Source organism: Methanocorpusculum labreanum Z, assembly GCF_000015765.1.
Taxonomy (GTDB): domain Archaea; phylum Halobacteriota; class Methanomicrobia; order Methanomicrobiales; family Methanocorpusculaceae; genus Methanocorpusculum; species Methanocorpusculum labreanum.
The window spans coordinates 1,396,956-1,422,894 of sequence record NC_008942.1 but is presented as its reverse complement, the minus strand read 5'-3'; the positions used below and the strand labels follow the sequence as shown (position 1 = coordinate 1,422,894).

Here is a 25,939-nt window from a genome sequence, read left to right as displayed (position 1 = left end):
CATACGTGTCTGATGTCATCGTCATAGGAGGGGGACCAGCCGGATCGACCGCCGCTCGAATCTGCGCCAAAGCAGGTCTTTCCACCAGGATTCTTGAAGAGCATGCCTCAATAGGGTATCCTGTCCAGTGTGCCGGTCTTCTTTCGAATAATGCCTTTGCCGAATGCGAAGTTTCGGACAGGTCCGTGTATAATACGGTCCGCGGAGCAAAAATCTGCGGCTCAGAGGGCCATTCTCTTTCTTTCGATGCAAAAACGACAAAAGCCTATGTTGTCGACAGAGGCAGACTCGATCATGAAATTGCCGTTCGTGCGGCTGAGGCCGGTGCTGAATTTTCTCTCAAGACCTGCGTGACAAAGCTCAATCCGGAGAAAAAAATTATTCATACTGCCGGCGGGGAGGAAATACCCTATACAATTTTGATCGCAGCAGATGGTCCGCGGAGTGTTGCCGCCCGGAGTCTTGGGATCCCGCCGTCATCCTATATTTATTCCGGGATCCAGGCCGAAGTTCCGTGGGATGGAGATTCATCGCTTGTCGAGCTTCATCCAAATGCCGCTCCCGATTTTTTTGCCTGGGTCATTCCCTTGTCTGAAAAAAGAGCACGGGTGGGTCTTTGCGGAATGAAAAATGTACCTGATCTTTTTGCTGAATTCCTCGCACGTTTTCCAGGGAGCGTCCTTCACTCGGTAACGGGTACGATTCCACTTGGGATCCGGCGTAAAACGTTTGGGTCGGGCTGCATGCTTGTCGGCGATGCCGCAGGTTTTCCAAAACCGACATCCGGCGGCGGAGTCTATACCGGGATCCGCTCTGCCCGGTTTGCTGCGGAGATCGCCGTTAAATCTGCGGAAACCGGAGATACGACGGATGCATTTCTTTCTGGGTATGAAGCTCTCTGGCGCGAAGATTTCGGTCGTGAACTGGATATGGGTCTAAAGGCTCTCGAGTTCCGCCGGAATCTGAAGTCGGAAGATATCGATTCGATGATCGATGCAATGAATACTCCAGAGATACTTGATCTGATCGTTCGTTACGGGGATATGGACCGGCCTTCCGATCTGCTGAAGCGGCTTATGATGAAGCCATCTTTGTATGGAACATTCGGAAAGGTCGGTGTCAAAGGAATTTTTAGATCGGTGTTCGGACAATAGATTTCTGGACTTCCTATCTGAAGTTTGCAATTTCCGGCAGGCAATTCTTGATTTTTCCCCTCTCTTCCGTACTACCAATGCTACCATCTTTATGTCCTCAAAGCATACATAAATCAGTACAATGCACCTCATTGAAACCCGGGACCTCTGTTATTCATACAGCACATCCAAAGAGCCGGTATTGAACAATATCAACTTCATTGCCGGAAGAAAACAGCGGATCGCGGTTCTCGGTCCCAATGGGGCCGGAAAAAGTACGCTTTTCCGTCATTTGAATGGAATTCTGAAGCCGAAATCAGGGTCTGTTTTGATTCGGGGCGAGCCAATCACCAAAGCAAACATCCATGAGGTGCGGAAGTTTGTCGGTCTCGTTTTTCAAAACCCGGATGATCAGGTATTTTCAACCACCGTTGAACAGGACATCGCTTTTGGTCCCTGCAATCTCGGGCTTGACGAGGAGACTATTGCACACCGCGTTGATTCCGTAGTCCACATGCTCGGTCTCGAAGATCTGCGCGACCGGGCCCCCCACCACCTGTCCGGCGGTGAAAAAAAGCGTGTGGCTATAGCAGGAGTTCTAGCCATGGAACCCCAGGTTCTAATTCTCGACGAACCTACCGCCGGTTTGGATCCTCTTGGGGTCAAAGAGCTCTTCGACTTTCTGAATGCGCTTCCGGAAACATATGGATTCACGGTTATCTACTCCACGCATCAGGTAGAACTGGTCCCGGAGATGGCTGACTACGTATATGTTATGGAGAAGGGCGAGATCACTGGATATGGGACCCCTCAGGAGATCTTCCTTCAGGATGATCTGCTTGCACGTGCCCACCTGGAACTTCCGTCCCTCCCAAGACTTATTCAGGCTCTTCAGGCTCAGGGAATCAATATTGAATCAGCCTATACATATCAGGATGCTGAAGATGCCTTCATGAAAGCATTTGGAAAGGAACCTCTCCCCAGAGAAAAAAAGGAGATTCCTGTCCATTCTGATTTGGAACATATGAGTGACCACCAGCACATCCATCCCCATCCCCATCTTCACCAAGAATGACGCTCATAGACGAACTCTTTGATATCGAACACGAGGCGTACCGGAAAAGCCCGGTTCATTCCATGGATGGAAGAGTCAAACTCATCCTTTGTCTTCTGGGATTACTGGTAACGATTGTTCTGCCTTACGTAAGAATAGGCGATCAGATCATTCCCTGGCCTCAGCTCTTTGCTCTTCTCGTGATCTATATGCTGTTTTGGTGTCTCTACCTCATGTCCGGGGCTTCAATCAGATATTATCTGGTCAGGCTTGTTCTTATCATGCCGTTTGGGTTGTTTTTCATCATTCTCCAGCCCTTCTTTGGAAACCCGTACTATGATCTCTATCATGTCCTGTTCTCTTTCCCGCTTGGGGTAACTATGTACTGGGAGTCGCTCATCTTCGGATGCTCGCTTTTTGCCAAATTCGTTATTTCCCTCTCGTTCATCATTCTTCTTTCGGCCACGACGACGATGCAGGGAATGCTTGAGGCAGCGTCCCGCCTCCATATTCCAAAACTCTTCATCACGGTCATGAGTCTTACCGTCCGCTATATCTTCGTCTTCGCATTGATTTTTCAGAAGATCCAGTCGGCATTTGCCTGCAAATGTTTCACCTGGTCCGATCGTCATCTTCCTCTTGCGTATCGGCTTCGCGTGATCGGCAACGCGGCCGGATCCTTATTTATTCGTGCCATCGATCAGGGAGAACGAACCTATGTTTCGATGTGCTGCCGGGGATATGCGGCCGACTCGGCGATGCATTTTTCAAAGAAACCTCTGGTATTTGCCGAGTGGATCTTCCTCTTCTTTGGGGTCGGGTATCTCCTTTTGTTTCCGGCACTGGTTTATATGATATTTTAATGCGTGTTAGCCGGCCCGCATTGGATTTCAAGGGTTTTGCGGGCGCTACCCGGCGCGCATGCGATTAACGTTTCCTAGTGTCCGCGCTCTTGCTGCTTTCCTCTAAAACCCTGCAGATCAGGCGTTTTTGGACGATTTTGCCACGTTTTCTCCGAGACCTTCGCAAAAGTATTTACAGTGAGAAATCAACAAGAAAAATAGGAAGTTCCACAGGATTGAGGCGACGTGGGTTAACTTACACCGGGGAGCCGGATAGGGGGTCTGACCAGCCCCTGAATGCTGCAGTCATTGAGATAAACGAGGTGCCGGGAAGACGGGAATCGTCTCGCCATGGAAATTTATCCATCGACAGGTAGCCAGACTATTTGCGTAATCACTCACTAAAAACCGAGGTGAAAACCAAATGCAGAACAAACCTATGGCAGGCAAAAAGGACGCAGCACCTGTTAAATCAGACGCAGCCCCGAAAGCAGCCCCAGCACGCGACGCACCTTCAAAGAAAGGAAACCGCAAGTAATGCGGTCTCTTTCCTGAAGGAAAAAATAGTTGAACATACCCTTATGTGAGGCGGGCACCCCGTTTCACATAAGCTCGCCTGCATTCAGAACTTACACTGTCTGCTCTTTTTTGATCCGTCTGACTTCTGAGAGAATGCGCTGGAGTATCTCCGTATCCGAAGGAACAGAGGAGTCGAGGATCTTTTTGACATGAATTGGGATCCCGTCCATCCGGTATGCTGTACCTTGCGTATCGATCCCGACGATGGATCCCGGCAGCTGGATCTTGGCAAACGGAGTTGTCAGCGACACGTAGGGGTCAAGGACGATCGTGTTTATTTTCGCCAGTCTTTCGATGCTTGTTCTCGGGAAATGTGCGCCGATATCTGTCGATACGACAACACAGCAGTCGACCTCGTTTCGTTCCAGCAGATCGATCCCGCTCGTTTCGCCGGGATTGTAGTAGGCGATCCCGCGCGAATAGTCGATGGCAAACGGATAGCCTGTTGTCAGAGAGAAGATATGGCATGTACCGTCCACGTTCCAGTGACCTTTGAGAGGGGAAAGGGCATATTTGGTATGACGGTTCAGTTCATCGATAAGTTCGATTCCTGCCCGGACGTTTTTGTACTTTCCTCTTGAGTGGGTGAGCCCAACCCCGGTAAAAAAGATCCCGAACTTTGCGCCAAGCAGGATGTCCCCGAGTTTTAAGAGCTGACCCTTCTCGACCCCGCCGATCTCATCGGGGAGGATATCTCCTTTCCCGGAGACGATCGCCCGCAGAGCATTGAATACGGCAAAATCCGCTCCCGGTTTTATTTTCAGGAAGACATCTGCCAATTTTGCCGTCTCGGATTCACGAATGTCAACCACGACAATTGTTCGATCCTCTCTTCCCTCTTTTCGGAAATAACCTGATGTATAGGTCGTATAGCGGGACATATGCCGCGGATGGGCTACCTGCGGATTACATGCCCAGTAGACCACGACGTCGGCCCTGTTCTTGACCTGACCAAGTGTACATCCCGGATGGCCAACCTCCTGGATGGCGAGAACCGTTGGTCCGTGACATTCCGAAGAACAGTTGTCTATCACGCCCCCGACCTCTTCGGCGAGTTCGATTCCAACCTGCATTGCCTCGGCCGATGTACTGCTCCATCCGTACAAGAGCGGCCGTTTTGCGTGGGCGAGACACATCGCGGTCTTGGTTATCGCTTCATCGTAATCGGTATATCTCCATTCATTTCCTTCACGAACCGCGGGGGAGAGGAGCCTGCCGGATGCTTTGAATTTTTCGGCACAGAGCGTACAGCCGTTTACGACTGATGTGACTTTCCCGTTTGAGAAATGAATCTCCAGATCATCACAGACGCACCCGCACATCGGGCAGACGGCATGCTGTGCTACTATCTCCCCATCTGGACAGCCGGGAACTCTGTCGGCAGTTGGAAGGTCGAAAGGAACTCCGCCAAGGTCAATCATAAGATCCGTTGCCGAAACCGATTTTTCCTTCGTGGCCGAGACTTCCACGATTATACCTTTAAAGTCAGGAGCTCCGGTGGAGTGAGTGTTTCCCGTCAGCAGAGCATTGCAGTATGGACCAAGCGGCATGTAAATGATGCCTCTGGGGGTGTCTGAAGACTGGATAGCAGTAAAAACGATGGAAGTCACTGGTGAGGAAACGAGGATCTGCTCTCCGTCTTCAATATCGAGGTCCATCATGTCCATTGGATGCAGATAGCAGAGCGATGTACTCCTGGAGTAACTCTCTCCCTCTTTGTGATAGAGGGCTTTTCCCTGATCGATCGTTCGGCCGCTGCTCATCAGCATTTTCATGATATCCTACCTCTCGTATCTTTACTTTAAGTGGTATCCTCTAGTTAATATATGCATTTATAGGTCCCGGTTACTCGGATTTTGCGTTGGCCAGCATAAGTTTGATCCGGTTTTCCTGATTGATCCGTGTTGCCCCCGGATCATAATCCACTGCGACAATATTCGAGTCAGGGAAATCCACTTTCAGTCTTCTCATCATGCCCTTCCCCACGACATGGTTTGGAAGACAGCCAAACGGCTGAGTACAGACGATGTTCGGGGTTCCGGTGTGGATAAGTTCCAGCATTTCGGCGGTGAGGAGCCACCCCTCTCCCATTTTATTCCCGTATCCGAGATATCCTTTGATGAACTCCTGCAGATCGGCAAAGGTCCCCATGGCACGAAATGATCCTTCGTCTTTTATTACGCCGATCGTGATCTTCTGGCAGGTCTCGATATATCGCTGGGCGACCCCGATTGCGAATTTTTTCAGTTTGCTTCCGCCGTACAGATCCACATCCACTGAGCGGTTGTTGAATTTGAACAGCATGAAGTCGGTGATTCCGGGCACGATCACTTCCACACCTTCGCTGGTCAGGAAGTCTTCGAGATTGTTGTTTCCAAGCGGAGCATACTTGATATAAATCTCGCCGACGATCCCGACCCTGATCTTCTTTTCTGTACTTTTTGGGATCGCTGCAAAGTCGCGGGTAATCTTTTCCATATATCGTTTCATCTGTCCGCGGCTCATTCCTTTTCCGTGAACGAAAAGGTCTACAAGATCATCGGTCCATTTCGAGATCAGGGAATCGGTCGCTCCCTTCTCCAGCTCATACGGCCTGCATTGATTGCCGAGATGAACCAGAAGATCCCCGTACATCATACCGTAGATCATCCGGCGGCCGACCGAGAAAGGGATCTTAAATCCGGGATTCTTTTCAAGACCCGACAGATTGATCGAGATCACCGGAATATACTCTAAGCCCGCTTTCTTGAGCGCTTTTCTGAGAAGGTGGATGTAGTTCGAGGCCCGGCACCCCCCTCCGGTCTGGCTGATGAGAAGGGCCACTTTGTGGGGGTCGTATCTTCCGCTTTGGACCGCTTCGATCAGCTGACCGATGACGAGAAGAGCCGGATAGCAGGTGTCGTTGTGTACATATTTCAGCCCGGTCTCTACGATCTCCCGGTTGGTAGATGTCAGAATCTCGATTCTGTATCCTTCGAGTTCGATGATCCGCTTCAAAAGATGGAACATCACCGGAAGCATCTGGGGCATGAGGATCGTGTATTCATGCTTCATCTCCTCGGTGAAGAGGAGCCGCCCGGTCTCGTCGTACACTAATTCAGCCATCTTATGTTCTCTCCCTTGCTTCGACCGCTGCGATCAGACTTCGCAGACGGATCTTCACAGCTCCGAGATTGGTGATTTCATCGATCTTGATTTGCGTATAGAGTTTGCCCCCCGATTCAAGGATGTCTCTGGTCTCGTCCGTTGTTATTGCATCGATCCCGCACCCGAATGAAACGAGCTGGATAAATTCCATATCCGGCTGGGTGCAGACGTATCTGGCAGCCGAATAAAGTCTGGACTGATAGGTCCATTGATTCAGTACTTTTCGCGGCTCCTTTTTCACGAGATGGGCTATTGAATCCTCGCTGATGAGAACAAATCCATATGACACGGCAAGTTCGTCGATCCCATGGCCGATCTCCGGGTCGATGTGATAGGGTCTTCCGGCCATAACAAGGATCTTTTTCCCGTTGTCCCGTGCGTATTTGATATATTCTTCGCCTTTTGCACGGATCTCAGATTTATAATCCTCATATGCCTTGTATGCCGCACGGGCGGCCTCCTTTGTCTCATGTGCCGGAATGCCGAACTCGCCTTTGAAGTAGGCGGCGGCACGTTTGGCAAAATCTTTTGGTCTGTGCAGACCGAAGTAGGGATTCAGGAACCTGACTTTTTCCAGTTCGGAGATGTTTGCTGCAAGAAGTTCCGGATAGTAGGCGACGACAGGACAGTTGAAATGGTTGTCTCCTGCCCCCTCGTCGAAGTTGTAGGGCATACAAGGGTAGAAGATCGTATCAATTCCTTCGTCGATCAGGGAAATAACATGCCCGTGCATAAGTTTTGCCGGGTAGCAGACCGTATCCGAAGGGATAGTGTGTTGACCGAGCCGGTAGATGCTGCGGGATGATTCGGGAGACAGAACCACTTCGAAGCCGAGTCTGGTAAAGAACGTATGCCAGAAGGGAAGGTTCTCGAACATATTGAGTCCAAAGGGTATCCCGATCTTCCCGCGGGGTCCCGGAACGCCGGTCAGCGAACGCAGACGGTCATACTTCCATTTTGCCAGATTCGGAAGGTCGTTTTTCTGTTTTCCAAGCGGGCGGCTGCATCTGTTTCCCGAGACGAACCGGCGTCCGTTGTCGAAGGTGTTGATCGTCAGACTGCAGTGGTTCGTACAAAGTTTGCAGGTGATAGGTCGCGCCTTGTGGGTAAAATCCGCAAGCTGATTCAGGGTAAGGAGTCCCGGGTTTTCCGGCGCCGTATCCTTTGCGTACAGCGCGGCGCCGTATGCCCCGGATATCCCGGCGATGACCGGGCGGGTGACCTGACGCTTGAGTTCCTGTTCAAAACTTCGAAGGACCGCGTCATTATTGAATGTCCCTCCCTGAACGACGATGTGTTTGCCGAGATCGTCGGCACTTGCTGCGCGTATGACTTTGTAGACCGCATTTTTGACGATCGAGATGGACAGTCCGGCAGAAATATCGGCGACCGTTGCCCCGTCCCGCTGGGCCTGTTTGACCGATGAGTTCATGAAAACCGTACATCTCGATCCAAGGTTCACCGGATGTTCAACGAACAGGCCTAATTTCGAAAACTCCCCGATCTCGTAGCCGAGAGCCCGGGCGAACGTTTCGATAAACGACCCGCATCCGGATGAACATGCCTCGTTTAAGAAGATACTGTCGACTGCCCCGTTTCGGATCTTGAAGCATTTCATATCCTGTCCGCCGATATCGATGATAAAATCCACGTCCGGGTTGAAGTGTCTGGCGGCCTGATAATGGGCGATCGTTTCAACCAGCCCAAGATCCATATTGAAGGCGTTTTTTATCAGCTCTTCTCCATAGCCCGTGACCGCGCTTCCTTTGATTTTGATTCTGTCTCCGGCAAGTTCGTAGATCTTTTTGAGTTCGGCGAGAACGATCCCGACCGGGTTTCCCTGATTCGATCCGTAATACGAGTAGAGAATCCCGCAGTTTTCATCGATCAAAACGAGTTTTGTCGTCGTGCTTCCCGCATCAACGCCGAGCCAGGCGTCACCCGTGTATGATGAGATGTCTGTTTTCGGCGGTGCATTGCTGTTGTGCCGTTTGCAGAACTCCTCATATTCTTCCTGAGAGGTGAAAAGAGGCGGCATGGTGTTTGTGTGGGTCGCGTCGTCCACGCTTTCCCGGATTCTTCTCAGAACGTCGCCAAATGGGGTGGATTCGTATCCGTCCGTCGAGAGAGCCGCTCCAAGCGCCGCAAAACAGTCGCCGTTTTCCGGGAAGACAGCATGTTCATTGTCGAGGCCAAGCGTCTCGGTAAACCTTTTCCTGAGACCTTTGTAGTAATACAGCGGCCCGCCCAAAAATACGATAGTCTCTCCAAGGCTTCTGCCTTGTGTCAACCCGGCAATCGTCTGGTCAACGACGGCCTGATAAATGGATGCTGCTACATCCTCTTTTCGTCCGCCCTGATTGAGGATCGGCTGGATGTCCGTCTTTGCAAAAACGCCGCAGCGGGATGCGATCGGATAGATCTTTTCGAAATGCTGCGAGAGTTCGTCGAGTTCCTCGACGCTTACGTTCAGCAGGGTCGCCATCTGATCGATGAAAGCTCCCGTCCCTCCGGCGCAGCTCCCGTTCATCCTTTCTTCAAGACTTCCCTTAAAAAAGATGATCTTTGCATCCTCCCCTCCGAGTTCAATCACGGAATCTGCATTGGGGATGTAGCTTCTGACGGCCTTTGCTGTAGCAAAGACTTCCTGAATAAACTGAAGATCGGCGGACTTTGCAACGCCGAGCCCCGCCGAACCTGTGATCAGGATACGAACCTGTTTTCCGTCAAGAATCTCCGAGGCCCGATTCAGAAGTTCTTCTGTCTTTTCCCTTACCTTCGAGAAGTGACGTTCATATGCCCGATAAAGAATATTGTCTGCTTCATCAAGGACTACAACTTTGACGGTGGTCGAGCCGATGTCGATGCCGATTTTCAATATCGATGTATATTTGGGCTCCGTCATTTATGTAAGCAGTATTAGTCCGGCTTTTCAATATATCTTGTGGGATATATCTCCATGATAAGCGTCTCCTGACGGAACGTGGGATTAATACTATCAAGGGCCCAATAATAACTACTTCAGGTGAATATATGGCAGAAGAAACCGGGGCACTCCCCTCCCGTACCGATTTTAGCGCATGGTACAACGAAGTTATCCGCCGTGCGGATATTATGGACGTTAGGTATCCCGTCAAAGGACTCTACGTCTGGTATCCGTTCGGATTTGCACTCCGCAATCACACATACACCCTTCTTAGATCGCTTCTAAATAGAGATCACGAGGAAACCCTCTTCCCCCTTCTCATCCCGGAAACCGAGTTCATGAAGGAAGCCGAGCACATCAAAGGATTCGAGGACGAGGTCTACTGGGTCACCCACGGCGGTCTCTCACCGCTTGACGTTAAGCTCGCTCTTCGTCCGACCAGTGAGACGGCAATCTATCCGATGTACGCTCTGTGGGTACGTTCCCACGCCGATCTTCCATTAAAGCTCTATCAGGTCGTCAACACCTTTAGATATGAAACAAAACACACCCGCCCCCTGATCCGGCTTAGGGAAATCACCTCTTTCATGGAATCCCACACGGTCCACACCGACTGGGACGATGCAAATAAACAGGTCGAGTATGAGCTTGGTCTTGCCACCGAATTCTATCGTGATCTCGGTGTGCCGATCATCATCTCCCGCCGCCCGGACTGGGACAAGTTCCCCGGAGCTGACTTTACGATGGCAATCGATGCAGTCATGCCCGACGGCCGGACCCTGCAGATCGGAACCGTTCACCATCTCGGCGACCACTTCTCCACGACCTATAATATCACCTATGAGGATGTGAACGGCGAACAGAAACTTGCTTCGCAGACCTGCTTCGGCATTTCCGAGAGATGCATTGCCGCGATCATCGCGGTTCACGGTGATGACAAAGGCCTGGTCCTTCCGGCAACCGTTGCCCCGACCCAGGTCGTTATCATCCCGATCATCGTTGGAAAACGCGGTGACGAGATCATGGCTGCGGTGGAAAAACTCGAGAGCGAACTGAAAGCCGCCGGGCTCCGTGTGAAAACGGATGCACGCGATATGCGGCCGGGCGCCAAGTATTATCACTGGGAACTCCACGGCGTGCCGCTTCGCGTAGAACTCGGCCCGCGCGATCTTGACAATAATCAGCTCGTCTGTGCAAACAGGCTTGGCGTCAAGACCACGATCCCAAGAGAAAATGCCGCCGATTCCGTGAAGCGTCTGCTTGATGAAGCACACGATCAGATCCTCGAAAAAGCCGAAGACCATCTGAGCAGTCATCTGAAGACCGTTAAGACCGTAGATGAGTGTAATCAGAGTTTAGAGGAAAACATCGTCATTGTTCACTGGTGCGGAGAGAAGGCCTGCGCCGATAAGCTTGAGGAGCTCACCAACTCATCCCTTCTTGGAACGGGTGTCCGCAGCAAATATGTCGTCGATGATGAAGGACCGTGCATCGTCTGCGGCAAACCGGGAAAAACCGCTCTCGTCGGCAGATCATACTAAAATAATTTTACACACAATCAAAAAAATTCATATAAAAACAGAGGATATCATGTCAAACAATGATCAATATTCAAAAACACAAAATGATAAAGCCGCATCCGGCATGCCGATAGATGAGATGCATGAGCTTGACCGGACCCTCGGCTTCAAAGAACGCCGCTATATTGAGGAGCTTCGAATCCTGACCAAAGCTACCGCAATCGACTGTATCATTGATGACCGGTTTGAACGGATCATCTATGTTATCCGTCAGGGAGACATGGGGATTGCTATCGGGAAAGGCGGAGATAATATCAAAAAGATGTCCCGTGTTCTTGGGAAACGAATCGAGATGGTCGAGTTCGATGAGGACCGCGAAGTTTTCATCGCGAATATGTTCAAGCCGGCCGAAGTCGCTTCAGTTTCGTATGGCGGCCGGGACGAACCGGTGATGATCACCGTTCCGGAACGGGGGGACTTCGGTCTTGCTATCGGAAAAGGCGGGTCGACGATCGAAAAAGCCAGAATTCTGGTCCGAAGGTTTTATGGTAAAGAGGTTGGAGATATCCTCATACCGAACAGAGGAAGCGTATGACGGATGCAAAAGTATTCGATGAGTTATGGCAGGTCATCTGCGAAAGGGCGGCGTCTGAAAGTTTAGAGAAGTCATATGTGCGGCATCTCCTGTTTCATGAAAAGGGCATCGACAAATCCCTTGAAAAGGTAGGAGAAGAGGCCGTTGAATTCATTCTCGCCGCAAAGAACGGCGTTTCTGAAAAAACGGTGGGAGAAGCAGCGGATCTCATTTTCCATATGATGGTTGCTTTAAAAGCGGCTGATGTGGACTTTGATCTCGTGGAAGAAGAGCTCGCCGTTCGTCGCGCCGGGATGCATCTTCACGATTAATCCGGCGAATCTGTGGTTTCTTATCTCATTCAGACGTAACCCCTATTAACCCGAACCGCCACATAATATACATGAAACTCTTAGTCAGCCCAAGTTCAATAGACGAGGCAAAGTTCTGCCTCGATGCTGACATTATTGATGTGAAGCGCCCTGCCGAAGGGTCGCTTGGCGCTAATTTTCCGTGGGTGATCCGCGAAATTAAACGTATGGCTTCTTCAACTCCCGTTTCCGCAGCTATCGGCGATTACCGCCCGACTCCGGGAAACGCTTCTCTTGCTGCATACGGTGCTGCCTGTGCCGGAGCTGATTTTGTTAAGATCGGTCTGATGTTCAGTGATAAACAAGCTGCAAAAGAAGTTATCGAAGCAGTCGTTCGTGCCGTCAAAGAACCTTTTCCGGAAAAAACCGTTGTTATTGCCGGTTACTCGGATTATGAACGGCTCGGTGCAATCAGTCCTTTTGACATCTCACCGCTCGCAGCTGAATACGGCGCAGATTTCTCTATGATCGATACCGGGATGAAGGATGGTAAAAGCACATTCGAGTTCATGAACGAAGATTCTCTGACAGACTTCACCGATCTGAACCGATCCCTAGGTATAGGCACTGCTCTGGCCGGATCCCTGAAGTTTGCGGATCTTCCGATCCTCAAAGAGATCGATCCAGAGATCATCGGTGTCCGCGGCATGGTTTGCGGCGGAGACAGAACAACCATGGTTCAGGAAAGTCTCGTAAAGAAAGCGATTCAGATGGTAAGGTAAACAACATGTTTGGAGAAAAACTCAACATCCCTACGGCACTCACCTTCGATGATGTGCTGATTGAACCGGCAGAATCCTGGATAGAGCCAAATGATGTAGATGTTCGATCCAGATTCTCTAAAAACATTTCACTCTCCATACCTTTGGTGAGTGCGGCAATGGACACAGTTACCGAGGCGGAAATGGCAATTTCTATGGCACGCGCCGGAGGTATCGGCGTTCTGCACAGAAACTGTACGCCCGATGAAGAGGTCTCCTTTGTCACCCGCGTTAAGTCGGCTGACAATGTCATCGAACGTGATGTCAGATACGTGACCCCCGACACGACCATTGCTCTTGTGGCAAATCTCATGGACCGCCACTCGATCGGCGGCGTGCCGGTCGTTGGTCCTCACGGCAAACTTCTCGGCATCGTTTCGCGCCGGGATGTCCGCGGCCTTGTTAACAAGACCGGGACGGAAACCGTCGAAACGATCATGACCAAAAAACCGATCGCCGTGAAAGACAATATCACTGCAGATGATGCCATCAATATGATGTACACCAAAAAGGTCGAGCGTCTTCCGGTCGTTGATGACAAAGGCAGACTGACAGGTATCATCACCATGCAGGATCTGCTTGAAAAACAGCAGTATCCGAAAGCCAACCGCGATGCAAACGGAAAACTCCGTGTCGCCGCCGCAGTTGGACCGTTCGACATGGAGCGTGCATTAAAACTCGCAGAGGCAGGCGTTGATGCGATCGTTGTGGACTGTGCCCACGGCCATAATATGCATGTTGTCCAGGGAGTAAAAGCGATCAAAGGCGCCGTCTCATGCGATGTCGTCGCCGGAAATATCGCCACCTCGAAAGCTGCCGGCGAACTTGTAGGGTTCGTTGACGGGATCAAAGTCGGCATCGGTCCAGGTTCGATTTGTACGACCCGTATCGTTGCTGGTGTCGGCGTTCCGCAGATCTCTGCCATCGCCAACGTATGTGATGTCGCAGATCCATGTGGCGTCCCGGTCATCGCAGACGGCGGCGTCAAATACAGCGGTGATGTGGCCAAGGCAATCGTAGCTGGCGCTTCGTCAGTAATGATGGGCAGTATGTTTGCCGGAACCGACGAGGCTCCAGGTAAAACGATCATCGTCAAAGGCCGGAGATACAAACAGTACCGCGGCATGGGATCGCTCGGCGTCATGACCTCTGGAAATTCAAGCGACCGCTACTTCCAGAAGAAAGGTATCGGCTCGACCAAGTATGTTCCGGAAGGCGTCGAAGGTGCCACTCCGTATGTCGGTTCCGTGACCGATGTCATCTATCAGACGATCGGCGGTCTCAAATCGGCGATGGGATATTCCGGAAGCAAGGATATCGAAACTATGCGGACGAATGCCAGGTTCGTCAGAATTACCTCCGCGGGACTGAAAGAGTCCCACCCCCACGACATCCTGATCACCGATGAAGCACCGAACTACCGTACCAATCTCTGAATTGGTACTTCTGTTTTTATTCCGAAATTAAAAAGAATAGGACTTACACGTTGTTATCCTTAATCCACGTCGGTAAGGGTATTACTGGGTGTTGAAACATGAGATAAACCAACCGCGAATCGGCGCGAATCCGCCCTTCGGGCGCGGCGAATCGGATTTGCTATTCCTCACTCTCGCTCGTCGTGTCCCTCGCAAATCAAAGATTTGCTCGGCTAAGACACGACGGCTCGTCCCTTCATCGGGACCGTTCGGGCAAATCCTGTCGGCGCCCCAGCGCCTCCTGTGAGAGAGATTCAGTGAGCAGTTCTTAATCTGAAATATATCCATTTTACTGACAATCACGATATAAGATAAAGAGGTAAATCAATCATGGGAGCCGCCGGGGCAGCGACAGGATTTGCCCGAACGGTCCCGATGAAGGGATGAGCAAGACAGCGAAGCTGGATTGCGAAAGTGAGGATAAGCAAATCCGATTCTGGGAGCAAGCCAAAGGCTTGCGGGATTCGCGCCGATTCGCGGTTGGTTTTTTCTCTTGTGTCTACACTAAGACCGTGAACGAAATCAAAGTACATCTCATAGAACTTCAGTTGTTGTTTTTTTGGTTGAGGTCACACCGCGTAAGTCCTATAAGAAAAAAGATTTTTTATCCGTTTTTTCTGACAAGGTATATTTCATATGCCATCATCAGTGCTAAAACGGCGAGGGAAATGACCAGAAATCCCTGTACAACATTATGGACCAACGGCATCCATGAAACGCTTTCCACTGCCGGACCCGCCGCCGTCTTTATTGCAAACATCTCTGCCGTATCGCTGGTTTGAATGGGATATCCTGCCCTGACGGTTAACTGGTTCAGCATCTGGGGGATGGCAACAACGAGGGAACAGCCAATCGCGATTACGCCGGCCATTGTGCCGTATCTCTCCGCGATGCCTTTCAAATCAACGGTCTTTCGGGGAGCAAACACAACAACCTGATCTTTGACCGCATAGATTTTCATCTCACGTCCCTTCTCGCTCCACCTGGTATTGGAGATCTCGACCAAGCCTGCTGAAAGCATATTTTCCAGATGATATTTTACAGTTGTAAGGGGAAGTCCGGTCCGCTCGGCAAGCGCCGTGGCACTCTGCGGATTTCCTGTGAGTGCGTTGAATAGATCCGCAGATGTGGGAGAAGACATCGCCTTGGCAACTTTTTGCGCCTCAAGGGAACCGTGTTCCAGCACAACAACATTCTCTTCCTGCATGATATGTACTCTACTTGTATGGATGCGAGCGGATATAACCCTCTCCTAAACTGCGAAAAAAGTGGTAGTTATGAATTGAATTCTGCACGGATGAACGACTCGGCTTTGAGAAGCGCCTTGCCGACGGCTGACGGATCCGCTCCCGCTCCCTGAGCGAGATTCTCCTTACCTCCGCCTTTTCCGCCGAGTTCTGCGCAAACCTCGCCGACCAGTTTTCCTGCGTGGATCTTCCCGGTCCCTGACGAGGCAACGACGCCAAGCCCGTCAGCGGTCGTGATCAAAACCGTCACGCCGCCCCGTTCGGCGATCTTTCCTGCGACCGTCACAAGCTCCTTTCTGGAGACGTCGATCTGTTTGATAACGACCTCGACCCCGCCAATATTGATGCCTTCGATCCGTGAAAGTTCGAGCTCAGCGATCTTTGCCCGGAGCTTTTCGATCTCTTTACGCTGATCCTTCCACTCGGTGAAGAACCGGTCGACCGATCCGGGGAGATTTTCCGTCTGCACGGACAAGGTGTCTGCGGATGTATTCAGCAGGCTCTGGATATGCTGCATGGCATCAAGGGCCGCGAATCCTGCCGCGAACTCGATACGCTCGACACCGTCCTGGATGTGCTCCAGTTTAAGGATCTTGATCGGACCGATCTCGCCGGTAGACTGACAGTGTGTTCCGGCGCATGCCTGAACCTCGGCACCCATCTGAACGACACGGATGTCTTTTCCTGGGGGGACACCGCCCTGGTAAAGGGCAAACCCGAACTTCTGCTCCGCCTTTACTCTGTTCTCGATCTTGACCATTGTCGGGAGATTCTCCATCACCAGACGGTTGGCGATCGTTTCCATCTGTTTCAGCTCCTCGGGCGTGATGTGGGTGTAGTGACGGATATCCAGCCGTGCGACGTCGGTCGAGAGCTGAGATCCGGCCTGGTGGACATGTGGACCAAGCACCTCTTTTGCGGCGCGGAGAACCATGTGGGTCGCCGAGTGATGACGCATAAGTGCCCACCGGCGGTCCTCATCCAGAACTCCTTTCACTCTGTCGCCGCGCTTAAGGGTGTTTTCCCGGACCTTGTGGAGGATGACGTTTTCCCACTTTACGACTTCGTCAACACGGACCATCGTCGATTTCGTCACAAGCATACCGGTATCGGACGGCTGTCCTCCTCCCTCGGGGTAGAACAGAGTGGCGTCCAGAACAACATAGTTGTCGAAGATGTCTAAGACCGTTGCATCGAACTCCATGTCGGCGGGACGTTCGTAGAAACTCTTGCGGGTCTCCGGGATCTTGGCAATACGTTCTGCGTATTTTGCGAGCGGCGAGACAGGTTTTTCCGTCTCGTTCTCGGAGTGCATGTCCGCGATCTGCGAATCGAAGTCGTCGGGGATCTCGAACTCGGCGCCGGTGTCTTTTAGGATCTTTCCCATCAGATCGACCGGAATGCCGTGCGAGTCGTAGAGCGTGATCAGTTCAGCGAGCGGGACCGGTTCGTTCTTCTTGACGTAGGTCTGGCCAACCCGCTGCACGGTTCTGGTTCCGCGTTCGATGGTCGTATCGTACTTCTCGACCTCACGGTTGATGATGTGTCTGACGATATCCTCATCCTGCTCGAAGTTGGCAAGACCGATCGTCTTCATCTGACTGACCACAAGATCGCCGAGGTCGTCATCCATATTGAGATCCTGCATCATTCTGATACTGCGTCTCAGAACGAGACGGGCGAGATATCCTTCGCGGACGTTGGACGGAACGATCAGATCGCCGAGCATGTATGCGAGACATCTTGTGTGATCGCAGAGAGCATACACGGTTTCCATCGGAACGATGATCTCTTCGAGTTTCGCAACCGAGATGTTGGTCGCGTCGGCCACCTGCTGTCTGAGGTCGCGGATCTTTTCGCCGCGGATATCCATGAGGCCGGCAAACTTGGCGTTCAGTCCTAAGATGCGCTCGACCTCGGGATTTTCCAGACGGTCCTCCATTCCTGCCGCGGTGAGGATACGCGGGATCATTTCCGGGAAGACCGCGTCGTAGGCGGTCGGCGTTCCGCAGGATGCCCAGGTGAATCGTTCCAGGCCGTAGCCTGTATCGACGATTCTGAGAGGCATCTCGTAGTAGTCTTTACCGTCGATACTGACAGGCGGTTTGCCGGAGTTCTTCCGGGAAAGGTTCATGAAAACGAGTGTGGCCACTTCGAGGCCACCCATTAAGACCTCGACGCTTGGTCCTGCATTTCCTCCGCCGAACCACGGATTTTCCTTGTAGGTGAGATCGAATACGTTTCCGCCGAGTGACTCGATAAATCCGCTGCAGAGTTCAAGGCAGCGGTCTTTCCAGTAGATCGGTTTCTCGTCGGTGTTGAAGGCATGGTGCGCCATCATCTCAAAGCAGGTGAAGTGTCTGCCGGATCTTCCCACGTTGTCAAGATCGTTCAGTCTGATACAGGGCTGGGAGATCGTCAGGGGGTTTGCCGGCGGCGGGCATACGCCGCTCGTTACGAACGGCTGGAAATCTGCGATGGATGCAATGGTAAGATAGATATCGTCACGCCATCTTGCGGCTACCGGGTATCTGTTGATTCTCGTGTGGCCGTGTCTCTCGAAGAAGGAGAGATATGCCTCCCGCATTTCCGTAAGGCTGTGTTTTGTGAAAATAGGATTTCCAATGAACTGATAAGGTTCACACGGTGCATCCCCGCAAATCTCCCGGTTTGGGTCGAGGGTCCAGAATGCACTGCCGCATTTTTTACAGATTTTGCGGATGAATCCGTTTTCTTTGAAGTATTCAAGCTGATATTCGTTTTCTAGCATGGGTAAACCTCCGGTAGATACAGTATATATTTGTAGGATTGATGCAGTTAAATGAGTTTGCGTTGGATTTTTGAGTCAGGAGGTGTACGGGATTTACACAGAACAGTAAACCGGATCTTTGCGGCCTCGTTTCTCACCGGGATTACGTTCAATATCCAAGAGATGTCAGATACTCCAGACTGGGCTTGACATCCTTGAGTTTGAGAACTTCAAGGATCAGCGTCGCATCTCCGATCTCCGGAAGAATTTTTCCAAAATCCACTATCCCCGTTCCGCAAGCGGCATGTTCATCGCACATTCCTTTATTGTCGTGGAGATGAAAATGATCCGGTTTTTCCTTGAGAAATGCATCGAGCGTTCCGGTAAGATTTGCATGTCCCACATCCAGAGCCAGTCCAAGTCCCGCTGCACGAAGGTCCTGGATAAGTTCCGTGTTTTGAAAAAAGCAGCAGTCCATCGATCCGAGATTTTCCATGACGAACCGGACGGAGAACTCCTCCTGAAGATCGCCAAGCTCCTGAATCGATCTGTGCAGAGCAGAGACTGACGCTTTCCTGCATGTTGGATCAAGGCAGAATCCCGGATGGATCACCAGTTTTTTCGCGCCCACCAAGTCTGCGATTTCTGCAGTTTCTTTAATCACCGCGATGCTTGCTTTGCGGATCGGCTCAAACGATTCGGCAATATTCCCGTCGGCAGTCGGTGCATGAATCGTGTAACGCAGATCGAATTTATCCAGAACGGATGCATGTCGAAAGAGAGAATGATTTGCATCGCACTGGATCTCCACAAGATGTGTGAGCGGCTCCAGTATGGTGAGTGCCCGTTCAAGCGGCAGATCCATTACGCAATTTGTGGAGATGCCTACTTCGTTCATGGATTTCCGGCGTACAGTATCTTCATAAGGGCCGTGATGCCGGGTACAATCACTGCTTCGTTTTCGATGAGGGCTCTGCGGATGTGTGTCGCTTCGCCGTTTGTGTAATCGTCCCCCTCCCCGAAAAGATATACTGGTTTAGAAACTTCGGTGAGAGCTTTCAGATTTGCCAGATTGCCGTATCCTACTGGCATGCCTGTGACCACGATTTTATCCGCGCTGGCCAGCATCAGCTTCAGTTTTTGAACTGATTTGTCACTCACGACGGCAAACGGCGGTTCGATGATCGTTTCCAAACCGAGTTTCACTGCTGCAAGACAGTCCGAGTCGTTCGCCGCCAAAACACCGGCAGATACGGAAAATCCATGCAGACATAAGGTATGGAGGATCTCAGTCCCCGTTCCACCTCCGGAGATCACATGGATGCGGGTGGAGGCGGGTGTTGGCTGAACACCATACTCAGGCATGAGGTGCGGTTTTCCGGTAAGCGGGTGGATTGACACCATCATGCCAATTGAAAAACTCTCCCGGATTTTTTCCGGTGTCAGGACTTCCATGGGGGTCCCGACTGCGAGAATTTTACCTTGCTTCATCAGCACGATCCTATCACAGAAGTACGATGCCAGATTCAGATCATGAAAGACGCCAATGACCGTGATCTTCGGCGTAAGGTCCCGGATAAGGTCCATGATTTCTATCTGATGATTGATATCGAGATGGGATGTTGGTTCGTCAAGAAGGAGGATCTTCGGCTGCTGGGTCAGTGTTCTCGCAATCAGGACACGTTGCCGTTCTCCGCCCGAAACCTCGGTGATCAACCTGTCTGCGAGAGGAAACGTGTTTGTGGTTTTCATCGCTTCATCGGCGATTGCCAGATCTTTTGGCGATAATGGGGCGAGTTTTCCAATATGCGGATATCTTCCCATAAAAACGATCTCCCGTACCGTGAATGGAAATGCGACATCAGTTTCCTGCCCGACGCACCCAATCGTTTTTGCGAGAGTACGGGAATCATATGATTCTGCGTCCAGGCCTTCAATGAAAACCGCTCCCTGATCCGGTTTCAATATTCTGGAAAGGGCACGCAAAAATGTTGTCTTGCCGCATCCGTTCGGCCCGAGGATCCCGATGAATCCGCCCTGATCAACAGCGAGAGAGAACTGTTCGATAACACGATGATCCCCGTATTTCACAGAAATATTGTCTGCCGAAATCGTTGGCGTCATACCCGCGTCCTCCTGCGAAGCAGGTAAATAAAGAACGGAGCTCCGAGAAATGCAGTAACGATCCCAACGGGGATCTCGACGGGAAGTGTTCTGGCAAAGGTATCAGCCCACATGAGGAGAATGGCTCCTGCCAGCACGGATGCCGGAAGAAGGATTCTGTGGTCTGGGCCGGTGAAGATCCGCATAATGTGAGGGATTATGAGTCCGATAAATCCGATGCATCCTGATATGGATACTGCGATGGCAGTAATAAATGTGGCTACCATGAGCAGAATTTTTTTGGTTCGTTCCGTGTTCACGCCAAGATGGATCGCCTCCTCCTCTCCAAGTGCCATAACGTTCAGATCACGGGAAAAGAGGTAGAGAATGACCGCTGCCGCCGGAATTAAGAGCGCGAGCCCTACATCGTCCCAGTACATGTTCCAGAATCCGCCCATCATCCAGAACATGATCTGGTGAAGACTGTTTCCGGACAAGTACATGATGAAGGAGAGCATGGCAGAAAGGAAAAGCGAAACTGCGATTCCCGATAATAACAGGGTTTCGACTGCCATCCGTCCGTTCCTCTGAGATATGAGATATACGGTGATCGTTGAAGCGGCTGCTCCGATAAAGGCAAAGAGCGGCATGAGTAATCCTCCGAGAAAAACAATCGCGCAGGCCGCCCCAAGAGCGCCGCCGGTCGAAGTTCCGATGATATATGGGTCCGCCATTGGGTTTCTGAAAAGTCCCTGCATCACGCAGCCGGCGGCGGCAAGCCCCCCACCTACCAGAAGTGCCCCAATCACCCGCGGGAGCCTGACTTCAAAAATCAGTTTTCGAATCATCTCCGAGTCAAAGGTGAGAAGAGAAAACCCCGACACTCCAATACAGGTGGTGAGGACAATGCTTATCAGAAGAACGATGAGAAGCACGGGTAGGAGAAGAACGGGGTGGCGAAGCATAATTGTGTATATGTTGTTTGTGTTAAGTAAAATAAAGGTGTGTGATTTGATGTCTTTTCATATTCGTCTGCGGGCTGCGAAAAGAATTCCGATTCCAAGGCACCCAACTGTCCAAAGGAGTGGGGCAGGAGATGCGGGAGTCTGTGTTACTGTTTGTGTTTGGGTTTCTGCAGTATGGGTGGGTGTTGCAACCGGTGTGTCGGGCATGATGGTGTTTGTTATCGAGACCAGGAGAAGTTCATCCGGCAATGATGTCAGGTTTACCTGGAACACATCCATATTATTGTCATTTATGTCTGTCAATGATGTATTGATTACGGACACCGTCTGATTCATGATCGTAATCACGCGTATATCTGATTGGTTTACTGTCCAGGCATGCGATACCGGAAGCTGAATGGCCACGCCGGTAAGATTCGTGACATCCAGTTTGTTTGAAGTTATGTTTACCAGATATGCAATATTGGTTATGGACATTCCGTCAATATCCTTTAACGTTGTCAGGATGGATTGGTTGATTTCCGATGATACGTTGATTGTAATTTCAGTGCCGCTGATAATATCCTGCGGGATTTTATCAAAGGTAAGGAATACTATCGGTGAGATCTCTGTGGTTTCATTTTCTGCGGTCGCAACCCCGGTATATGAAAAAACTGCAAAGAGGATGAGCAGCAGGATAAAAATTTGTTTTGTGTGATTTTTCGACATTTTTACACCTCTATTCCGGATGTTTTGATTTTGCCTGCAGCAGGTACAAGTTCTGCAGTCATGTTCTGGATTTCAGCCGTGACTATCTCATCACTCCTGATGAGATTCTTTACTGGGATGGTCATCTGAAGACCGGGTTCGGTAATTATTATTGTGTGTTCGGTAATGTTGACAAACCCACCTGCCTGTGTGATTGAGGTGTCGACCGTGATTCTCTGCGGGATCCCACTGCTGATGGTGACGCCCTCAGGCATTCCAAGATTGATTGTCGGCGTTTCTGCCGCTGAAAGATTAAGCAGCGGCACCGCGGATGCTTTGACCTTTACGATGAATCCGTAGGCATACTGACTTGTCTCCGGTATTGACGCCATACTCTCACTATAATACCAGACGATTTTATCTCCGTCATGGACCATGTAGTTATTTGACATCTGGCTTGTTGTCAGACCGTTTACCTGATACAGCCACCCGTTGAGATTTTCATCCTGAGCGATTCCATTGATGGAATGAACATAGATTCCGCCTGGCCACTCTTTTGTCTGGAGATTCATTCCTGATGCATGCAGTATCCCGAAAACACTCAGGTTGTTTACGATGAATGTTTTATCGTCCATTGTGGTTGTGTAGGTGAATGATCCCGGATCAACGGTGATAGTGCCGTAATATATGGTTTTATACTTGATAGTTGCGAGATTTGCCACAGGTCCCGTTGATGAAACCGGTGTTGTTCTGGAATCTGCCGGGATCTCATCTATTGCTGCAAGGATTGTTGAGAATCCCGGGATGTCTACAAGGAATTCCACCCATCCCGGAGCCACATTTCCAATCGTGTAATGCAGCTGCTCATAACCGTTCGAGCCGTCAACATATCGATAGAAACTCACGTTCGATGCATTGGCGTAATCAATGGCAAGACGAATGGAAAGGCGGGCGTAGTTGTTAAGCTGATGGATGTTGTTTACCCCATATGCATTTGACGAGTCTATCTCTAAGATGAAGAGAGGTTTTTCGTTTGAGTTTGGTAGGGTGTAGTTTGTCTGAATATTCTGCCACTCATCATCGGAAATTGAACTTTGATTCTGATATCTGGAGATGCTTATCGTAACATTTGATGCGTTAGTAACATCTGTCCCAGTAAAGAAGATATGGGTTGTGTCCGGGATTGAGTCCCCGGTAAGTTTTGCTTCGAGGTTGTTGGATTCGTCGAATGCTGATGGCGGTGTTGTTACAATTATTTCAGCGCTGTTTGTTACTGATCGATTATCATATTCCGCAGTTACGGTGATGATTTTAGTCCCGGCATTTGTATAGATTTTATCAACAGTAGAGGCAACGCCTGAGGATTTTGTTTCAACAACGGTGGTATTGTCGCCAAAGTCCCACGAATATGTGGTATTTCCCGGGTAATTGGAGAGGGCAGTAAAGACAGCAGATGCTCCCGTGACCATCGTTGATGGATTTGTGATGCTGAGGTCTGAAATGCTGTTTACCGTAACATTGACCATATATTCCGTTCCTATCACATTCCACGATGCATCGAACTCATCATAATGGAGTGAAATAGTTGCTCCCGCGACTACCGGGTCAAGAACGCTGTAGACCGGTATTTCGTTATTGTTGTAATATGTGGTCATCCACGAATGCGACCAATCCTCTGCATTTTCTATTCCATTGATGTCTTTTATCGTATCATATTCGGTGAGGTTATAGGTGAACCCTCCTGCCGACACTGCCGCATCGAGTGCATCCTTTACCGTCACTCCCGTTGAAGAATTCGTCAGATTGACCGTGTCATCGTAGATGATCGTCCACGGTGCTGGTTCATCGATATTCCCTACGGTTACATTCACGAGATACTGGGTTCCGACAACATTCCACGATGCGTCGAGCTCATCATAATGGAGTGAAATGGTGGCTCCGGCGACTACCGGGTCAAGCACGCTGTAGACCGAGGTGTCATTATTGTTGTAGTATGTGGTCATCCACGAATGCGACCAGTCCTCTGCATTTTCTATTCCATTGATGTCTTTTATCGTATCATATTCGGTGAGGTTATAGGTGAACCCTCCTGCCGAAACTGCTGCATCGAGCGCATCCTTTACCGTCACTCCCGTGGATGTGTTTGTGAGATCGATCGTGTCATCGTAGATGACTGTCCACGGTGCTGGTTCATTGATATTCCCTACGGTTACATTCACGAGATACTGGGTTCCTACAACATTCCACGATGCATCAAGCTCATCATAATGAAGTGAAATGGTGGCTCCGGCGACTACCGGGTCAAGCACGCTGTAAACCGGTATTTCGTTATTGTTGTAGTATGTGGTCATCCACGAATGCGACCAGTCCTCTGCATTTTCTATTCCATTGATGTCTTTTATCGTATCATATTCGGTGAGATTATAGGTGAACCCTCCTGCCGACACTGCCGCATCGAGCGCATCTTTAACCGTCACTCCTTCCGAGGTATTCACCAGACGTACTGTTCCCTCGTAGAGCACTGTCATTGGGGCGGGGGGAACATATGGCTGATCAGCGGCATTTGTTTTGTCGATTTCGATAAGATCCCCCTCTCCAATGACATAAAATCCAGCTCCTTCTGAACCGATGAACAGATTTTCACCGTACACTACTGGAGAGGATGCAAAGAATGTGTAGTCTTCTCCAGGATTTCCGCTCTCCGGAAGACTGAAGTTCCATTCTTCTGCCCCTGTTGTTGCATTTATTGCAAAAACTTTTCCGCAATGTGCATTCATTGCATAATAAATTGTATTTCCCGCAAGCACTGGATTGAGATAGCTGCTGGATCCTCCGCTTACATGCGTAGTAAATCCATCAAGTGCCTCTCCTGAAGTAATATCATATGCTGCCAGGGTCCCTCCCTGGGAAACATATACGGCCGAGTCGGTTACGACAGGTGTGGTCGAAGTGAGCGTGGAGACATTCCATGCCTCGGTCCATTCTCCGATCGTGTTTATTCGGTACAGAATGCCGTTTGCATTAAGATAAACTGCGTTCCCGTGTGCCACGATCGAACTGCCGGTTGTAATGGCTGATGGGAGTGTGTAGGAATTAACCAGATCGTTTGCCGGAGATATTTCAAGAATTCCGGTATCATCCATCACAAGCAGATTGTTTGAGGATGAAAGTGTTGGTGAGGTAAAGATAATTCCCCCGCTTGACCCAAGCCCGCGTTGAAAAACAAGATTGCCATTTCTGGTGTCATATCCCATAAGCTGGTGCTTCGTAGGGCTCGTAACATAGACCACACCATCATTCACGAGAGGGGCCCCTGTCAGACCCCAATATCCGGCTGTAATGCCGGTCACACTCCACACAGTATTTCCTGTATCTTCATCAAGACAAAACAATGCTCCTGATTTTGTACCAGCAAAGACTTGTCCATCTGCAACCGTTATTTCGGACAACACTTCCCCGATGGACCGGAACCATATCAGGTCTCCATTGGTTAAATCAAAACAGAAAACTCCCATCGCATTTGTGGTGGAGAAGTCCATACTTTTCCAGTTTGCAATAAACAATCTGTTGTCATGTACAGCAGATGTACTGTCGATGCCTCCATCAACAGAGATATGCATCCTGACATTATCTGACGTTGGCCCTGTTGGTTCATCTGCAGATGCAACGCCAATAGTACATATCATCAGGACGATGATAAACAACAAATAGAGAAATTCACGCATTTTTTTCATACACATCAACTCAGTATGTTGAAGTGTACTTAATTGATATTATATTAAAATAATTATTTTAAAAGAAATTTA

The 25,939-nt window shown here is 50.3% G+C and carries 18 protein-coding genes; 8 read left to right on the top strand and 10 right to left on the bottom strand.

The window, feature by feature from the left end; genetic code table 11:
• Positions 1–5 precede the first annotated feature (5 nt).
• The 3 genes from MLAB_RS07375 (at position 6) to cbiQ (ending at position 3,050) form a co-directional block, all read left to right on the top strand.
• Positions 6–1,154 (top strand): geranylgeranyl reductase family protein, encoded by a 1,149-nt coding sequence (locus MLAB_RS07375; protein ID WP_011833761.1) that lies wholly within the window; start codon positions 6–8, stop codon positions 1,152–1,154.
• Positions 1,155–1,275: 121 nt separating this feature from the next.
• Positions 1,276–2,208 (top strand): ATP-binding cassette domain-containing protein, encoded by a 933-nt coding sequence (locus MLAB_RS07370; RefSeq protein WP_011833760.1) that lies wholly within the window; start codon positions 1,276–1,278, stop codon positions 2,206–2,208.
• Entirely contained in the window at positions 2,205–3,050 is an 846-nt protein-coding gene (gene cbiQ / locus MLAB_RS07365) for a cobalt ECF transporter T component CbiQ (protein WP_011833759.1), read from the top strand. The genes MLAB_RS07370 and cbiQ overlap by 4 nt, the downstream gene beginning before the upstream one ends.
• A gap of 608 nt (positions 3,051–3,658) precedes the next feature.
• Here the strand turns inward: cbiQ and MLAB_RS07360 are convergent.
• The 3 genes from MLAB_RS07360 to MLAB_RS07350 all read right to left on the bottom strand — a co-directional run bounded on the left by MLAB_RS07360 (position 3,659) and on the right by MLAB_RS07350 (position 9,660).
• Positions 3,659–5,383: a formylmethanofuran dehydrogenase subunit B gene (locus MLAB_RS07360; protein ID WP_011833758.1), complete on the bottom strand. Its 1,725-nt coding sequence runs from the start codon at positions 5,381–5,383 to the stop codon at positions 3,659–3,661.
• A 70-nt stretch (positions 5,384–5,453) separates the two neighbouring features.
• Positions 5,454–6,713 carry a 2-hydroxyacyl-CoA dehydratase gene (locus tag MLAB_RS07355; RefSeq protein WP_011833757.1) on the bottom strand — a complete coding sequence of 420 codons (1,260 nt, stop codon included), beginning with the start codon at positions 6,711–6,713 and terminating at the stop codon, positions 5,454–5,456.
• Position 6,714: 1 nt separating this feature from the next.
• Complete coding sequence (locus tag MLAB_RS07350) at positions 6,715–9,660, bottom strand: acyl-CoA dehydratase activase-related protein (protein ID WP_011833756.1); 2,946 nt, start codon at positions 9,658–9,660, stop codon at positions 6,715–6,717.
• A gap of 128 nt (positions 9,661–9,788) precedes the next feature.
• Here MLAB_RS07350 and proS point away from each other — a divergent pair, with 128 nt between their 5' ends.
• The 5 genes from proS to guaB all read left to right on the top strand — a co-directional run bounded on the left by proS (position 9,789) and on the right by guaB (position 14,343).
• Entirely contained in the window at positions 9,789–11,222 is a 1,434-nt protein-coding gene (gene proS, locus MLAB_RS07345) for a proline--tRNA ligase (protein ID WP_011833755.1), read from the top strand.
• Positions 11,223–11,340: 118 nt separating this feature from the next.
• Positions 11,341–11,796 (top strand): NusA-like transcription termination signal-binding factor, encoded by a 456-nt coding sequence (locus MLAB_RS07340; protein ID WP_011833754.1) that lies wholly within the window; start codon positions 11,341–11,343, stop codon positions 11,794–11,796.
• Positions 11,793–12,107: a phosphoribosyl-ATP diphosphatase gene (hisE, locus tag MLAB_RS07335; RefSeq protein WP_011833753.1), complete on the top strand. Its 315-nt coding sequence runs from the start codon at positions 11,793–11,795 to the stop codon at positions 12,105–12,107. The genes MLAB_RS07340 and hisE overlap by 4 nt, the downstream gene beginning before the upstream one ends.
• A gap of 71 nt (positions 12,108–12,178) precedes the next feature.
• The gene (locus MLAB_RS07330; protein ID WP_011833752.1) at positions 12,179–12,868 is read left to right on the top strand and encodes a (5-formylfuran-3-yl)methyl phosphate synthase; all 690 of its coding nucleotides are present in this window, start codon (positions 12,179–12,181) and stop codon (positions 12,866–12,868) included.
• Positions 12,869–12,873: 5 nt separating this feature from the next.
• A complete protein-coding gene (guaB, locus tag MLAB_RS07325; protein WP_011833751.1) occupies positions 12,874–14,343 on the top strand; it encodes an IMP dehydrogenase in 1,470 nt (489 codons plus the stop codon).
• Between the two features lie 643 nt (positions 14,344–14,986).
• Here guaB and MLAB_RS07320 read toward each other — a convergent pair.
• The 7 genes from MLAB_RS07320 to MLAB_RS07290 all read right to left on the bottom strand — a co-directional run bounded on the left by MLAB_RS07320 (position 14,987) and on the right by MLAB_RS07290 (position 25,867).
• Positions 14,987–15,589 carry an ArsR/SmtB family transcription factor gene (locus tag MLAB_RS07320; protein WP_011833750.1) on the bottom strand — a complete coding sequence of 201 codons (603 nt, stop codon included), beginning with the start codon at positions 15,587–15,589 and terminating at the stop codon, positions 14,987–14,989.
• A gap of 68 nt (positions 15,590–15,657) precedes the next feature.
• Positions 15,658–18,399, bottom strand: a complete 2,742-nt coding sequence (gene alaS / locus MLAB_RS07315) for an alanine--tRNA ligase (RefSeq protein WP_011833749.1) — start codon at positions 18,397–18,399, stop codon at positions 15,658–15,660.
• Between the two features lie 148 nt (positions 18,400–18,547).
• Positions 18,548–19,276: a sugar phosphate isomerase/epimerase family protein gene (locus tag MLAB_RS07310; RefSeq protein WP_011833748.1), complete on the bottom strand. Its 729-nt coding sequence runs from the start codon at positions 19,274–19,276 to the stop codon at positions 18,548–18,550.
• Positions 19,273–20,502, bottom strand: coding sequence for an ABC transporter ATP-binding protein (locus tag MLAB_RS07305; RefSeq protein ID WP_011833747.1), 1,230 nt, complete (start codon positions 20,500–20,502; stop codon positions 19,273–19,275). Before MLAB_RS07305 ends, MLAB_RS07310 begins: the two co-directional genes overlap by 4 nt.
• Positions 20,499–21,446, bottom strand: coding sequence for a FecCD family ABC transporter permease (locus tag MLAB_RS07300; protein WP_011833746.1), 948 nt, complete (start codon positions 21,444–21,446; stop codon positions 20,499–20,501). Before MLAB_RS07300 ends, MLAB_RS07305 begins: the two co-directional genes overlap by 4 nt.
• Before the next feature lie 57 nt (positions 21,447–21,503).
• On the bottom strand, positions 21,504–22,154 hold the full coding sequence (locus MLAB_RS07295; RefSeq protein WP_011833745.1) for a hypothetical protein: 651 nt from the start codon (positions 22,152–22,154) through the stop codon (positions 21,504–21,506).
• A 2-nt stretch (positions 22,155–22,156) separates the two neighbouring features.
• Positions 22,157–25,867 (bottom strand): outer membrane protein assembly factor BamB family protein, encoded by a 3,711-nt coding sequence (locus MLAB_RS07290; protein WP_187146112.1) that lies wholly within the window; start codon positions 25,865–25,867, stop codon positions 22,157–22,159.
• Positions 25,868–25,939 lie beyond the last annotated feature (72 nt).